At 62.3% G+C, this 4,407-nt stretch carries 4 protein-coding genes; all 4 read left to right on the top strand.

Annotation, left to right across the window (positions count from 1 at the left end):
• Positions 1–440, top strand: a 440-nt coding sequence (locus JQ592_RS38115; protein WP_211407845.1) for a hypothetical protein, incomplete at its 5' end; no start/stop codon positions are given.
• 385 nt (positions 441–825) lie between these two features.
• Positions 826–1,809 (top strand): rolling circle replication-associated protein, encoded by a 984-nt coding sequence (locus JQ592_RS38110; protein ID WP_211407844.1) that lies wholly within the window; start codon positions 826–828, stop codon positions 1,807–1,809.
• 3 nt (positions 1,810–1,812) lie between these two features.
• A complete protein-coding gene (locus JQ592_RS38105) occupies positions 1,813–3,126 on the top strand; it encodes a hypothetical protein (RefSeq protein WP_211407843.1) in 1,314 nt (437 codons plus the stop codon).
• A gap of 375 nt (positions 3,127–3,501) precedes the next feature.
• Positions 3,502–4,407, top strand: a 906-nt coding sequence (locus JQ592_RS38100) for a hypothetical protein (RefSeq protein ID WP_211407842.1), incomplete at its 3' end; no start/stop codon positions are given.

Here is a 4,407-nt window from a genome sequence, read left to right as displayed (position 1 = left end):
TCTTTAAGGAGCCCGGTTTCCTTTTCGGCGTGTGCGTCGTGCGACCGAAAGTTTATCGGTCTAAGCAGATTGGGTCGGTGGTCGATCTCATGGAGAGCGCATTCACCTGGCTCCCCGCCTTGCTCCGTGATGATTACAGTGCGTCGTACCTCCGCGTCCCCACGGGCGCGACGGGTCCTCTCTCGACGAACACCGACGAGTACTGGATCGATGTGAAGGACCTGCTTCTCTATGGCGATCAGTTCGTCAACTTCTCGTTGGCGGCAACCGATGCCGGTCTGGTGGCGCTGCCGACGGCAGCGCTCCAAAAGCGCTACGCTGCCTCCGCCGACGCTGATGCGTTGTTCGTGAGTGCATCGCCGGCGAACCAGATACGGCAGGATGGGATCTGCTCCTTGCAGATCCTCGGCGCTCAGCGAGATACGTCACCACGGTCGTGAGACCCGGGATGGTGCGTCTGCGCTGACACTCCGATGGGGGCGGGCTGGGCCGGTGTGGGCCTCCCCGCCCCCGCTTCGTTTGCGGTGTCACTTGTTGACACGGAACCGCAAATCAGGGCGAGGGGGGGCGGGGGGGACGAAGTCCCCCAAGCGGAAGCGGTACGGAGGGCGTGTAGCGCCCTCCTGCGAAGGGTCCCCTCGGGGACCCGCAGCCCTGCAAAGCCCCCGTACGGGCCGCGCAGCCCTGTAGGAGGGGGTTTGGCGGATGGTTGTGCAGAATTCTGGGGGCCGGAGGCCCGCTAGTTTATATACTGCACAACTGACACCGACGCGCGCAGCGTCGGTGGTGCAGCCGGGAGGCTCCAAGCCGGTGGAGTACCGGTCCATGCGGCGCCTTGTACGGCGCGCCATGGCGAAAGGGGCGGTGCGAAAGACCGCCACCCTCTGGGAATGGGACATTGCCGGGCGCTGTGAGGCGCCGATCACGCGGGAGCTTTGGTCCCGCCCGTCGTCTTCGACGCAGGCGCTGGCCGCGCGGCGGAACCGCCGCAATCAATACGAGATTGAGCGGCATGCGCGGGAAGAGTGGGGCTCGTCGGCTGACGACGACGAATGGGTGCCCCCACCGTTCGAGCCGAAAGGTTTTCCCCGGATGGTCCGCGGCGGACCGGGGTTCGAAAGCCTCCTCCAGCTGAGGATGCACGTGAGGTGCCGCAAGTGTGAGAGGTGCAGAAGGATGCGAAGAGCAGACTGGTTCGAGCGCGCCAAAGCGGAGCTTCAGCAAGCGGAGCGTTCATGGTTCGTGACGTTGACGTTCAACGACATCACGCAATTCAAAGCGCTAGCGTTGGCGCGGAAAAAAGCAACGGCTCGATCTCTGGTGTGGGAGACGCTCACACCGGATGTGCAGTTCACTCTGCATGCGGCCGCAGCGTATACGGAGTACGTCCAGAAATTCTGGAAGCGAGTTCGCAAGAGCACCGGAGGCAACATCCGGTTGCTTGCCGTCGCGGAGGCCGGTGATGAGAACCAGCGTCTTCATTTCCATGCCTTTGTTCACCAACAGCATGGAAGCAAACCCGTTGGTGAGCGCGACTTGCGCAGCAAGTGGCGCGGCTTCGGATGTGGTTGGCTGGAAGCCAAGCTGGTTGACGATAATCCGAAGGGCGCTGGTTATGTCTGCAAGTACATTGCAAAGGGCAACGAAGCGAGAGTGCGAGCGTCGGCCCGTTATGGCAAACGCTCTGTAGCGATAGTGAAACGTGATGCGTTCGAAAGAAACGCCGACCACTTAAAAACAAACGTTCAACAGACCCTCCACGAAGGCGGAGGGAGTTTTTTTATAAGTACTGACCACAAGGGAGACTGAGCTATGGGTTACCCCATGCGATCTGGCTACCGAGGCTCGGCGGCGAGCAATGCGCCGTCTGGGGGCTTTCAAACCAGCGGCGGCTCGCCGCCAGCCCCGGCGAATGATCCGGTTGCGCCCTGGTGGGCGCAACCGGGTGCGCCGGATGTCTTCAACCCCGATCCGTCTATCCCGTTCCCCGGGACGGAGCGGGAGAAGCAGCGCGTCGCGAGACGCGCGCTTCGATTGTGGGTTCGTCAGAACCCCTGGCTTCGCGCGGCGCAGACCGCGTGGGAGCTGTACGAGTTGTACAATCTGTTCAACTCGTCGGGGTTCAACGTGAATTGCACGCGGTCCGCCACCTCGTGCGTGCACGAGATGGCGGGCTACTCCACAGGCTTTGGCACGTGTACCGGGCTGGGTGGTCTGCCCGGCAGCCTGTCCGTAGGACAGGCTGTGACGCAATTCATCGAGGTGCACGTCTTTAAGACGTGCTTTCCCGGATCGTATGCCCAGTGGAAGGGCTACACGACGGCTGACGGAGCGGCACACGTGCCGCTCCGTCCGTACCGGATGCCGCGCCATCCGCAGGAATGGCCGTTCTTCGATCCGTGGGGATTGCCGGTGACGGGCTTTCCGATGGAAAGCCCGCCAACGCCGTGGCCGGCGTTGCCGTACCGACCGCGTCCGGGGGCTGATCCGTCGCCGTGGCCGTTGCCCGATCCGCGATTGCCGCCCGTGACGAGGCCGGGTGCCGACCCGGCCGGCGATCCGCCGGGCAGACCGGAACCTCCGGCGAAGCCGGAGCCTCCGGTCAGACCGGGGCGGCCCCCGCTGGTGGGGTCCGGCGTCTCGCCGCGTCCGCAGACGCGCAGTGAGGTGAAAGGAACTGTGGAAGCTGTGCGACAAGACGCCGCACCCAGGTATAAGCCGCCTGGGAAGCGGACCACCGAGGCGAAGCTCGGTGGGCAGGGGGCTCGCCTCGTGTACCTGCTCGCGCACGTGGTGACGGAGAGCAAAGATGTCATCGAGGCGATGTGGAAAGCACTGCCGAATGGCTTGAAAACGCGCTCCTACAAGCACGGGAATGCCGCGGAGGGTAAGTTCGGAAAGCGCGGAGGCCCGCTGACTTGGGATAAAGCGAAAGACGTTCTTTCGGGAATAAAGAAGCTCGGTGTCGATGATCCCCGCGCGCAGAAGTTTTGGAACGATGCCGTTGACAACCTCATACAAAATCAGATGGAAGATTTTGTGCACGGAAAACTTGGCAAAGCGGTAGGAGCGCAGAGCCGGAGGTCCGGGCGTCCCGTTGGTTACGCGTCGGGGCCTGCATTGTAACCACTTTCGATTTTTCGGAAGCCCGTAGGAGGGGCTACATGAAATGGCTTATCGCAGAGGTTCTCGTCGCAGCGGCGGTCGCGGCCGCTTCTCTCGCTCTCGCAGCGTGCGTCGTCACGTGGGACGTCGGTCGCGGGTCGGTCGGTCTCGATCGGGATCAGGCGCCCGTCAGCACACCGTCCGGATCGTCGTCCACCAGCAGCCCGCTTCCCCCACCGGAGCCGTCCTCGATCCGAGTGGTGAGATGATGGGTGTGGTCCCTGCGGCCCCCAGGAAAGCTCGTTTCTGAAAACACGAACGCCGGCAGGGTAGGAGCCTGCCGGCGTTCTGATGCCGTCCCGCTCACTCACCAAAAACCCGTAGGAGGGGTTTTCAATGTCAGAACGCATCAGGCCGCAGGTATCGGTTGTTCCGGCACCGCGTGTCAACAGGGTCCTGCGCAAGCCGACCCATCATTTTCACCTGCGTCAGCGCCCGTGGCAGTTGCAACCGTCGTTCATCGCCCCCGTGTTGCCGGGCGAGACGATGAAGAATTTGTTGCTTCAGGCTCGTGTCGTGACCGATCCGATCAAGAACCCGCTGATCGGCTGGTGGTATGAGCACTACGTGTTCTACGTTAAGCATCGCGATCTCGCGGATCGCGATACGCTCGAGGACATGATGCTCGACCCGAGCTGGAGCGCGGCCGCGCTCCAGTCGGCTTCGGAGGTCGAGACGTATCACGTCGGCTCGCGGATCAATTGGGCCAAGAAGTGTCTCCAGCGTGTCACCGAGACGTACTTCCGGAACGAGGATGAGGCGTGGAACGGCTTCACGATCAACAGCAACGCGGGTACTGCGATGCCTGTGGCGTCGGTCAACGATCAGTCGTGGCTCGACAGCGTTCGCAACGATGCCGATTACGAGGCGGTCGACCCGGTTGTTCAAGATGGTGCCGACACGGGTACCTCGTTGAATGCGTCGGAGGTGCAGCAGGCGCTGCGGATGTACCAGCTTCAGCGGATGAACAACTTCACGGATATGAGCTATGAAGAATTTCTTTCGACCTATGGCGTTCACGTCAAAGCTGCGGAGGATCACATCCCCGAGCTCGTGCGGTACGTGCGCGAATGGACGTATCCGACTTCGCACGTGGAGCCGACAACTGGCGCTCCGACTTCGGCGTGCAGCTGGAAGATTGCGGAGCGCGCTGACAAGGATCGCTTCTTTAAGGAGCCCGGTTTCCTTTTCGGCGTGTGCGTCGTGCGACCGAAAGTTTATCGGTCTAAGCAGATTGGGTCG

This window comes from Bradyrhizobium iriomotense, assembly GCF_018129405.1.
Lineage (GTDB): Bacteria > Pseudomonadota > Alphaproteobacteria > Rhizobiales > Xanthobacteraceae > Bradyrhizobium > Bradyrhizobium iriomotense_B.
The sequence above is the reverse complement of the archived record's forward strand: the minus strand, read 5'-3'. Positions and strand labels throughout refer to the sequence as shown.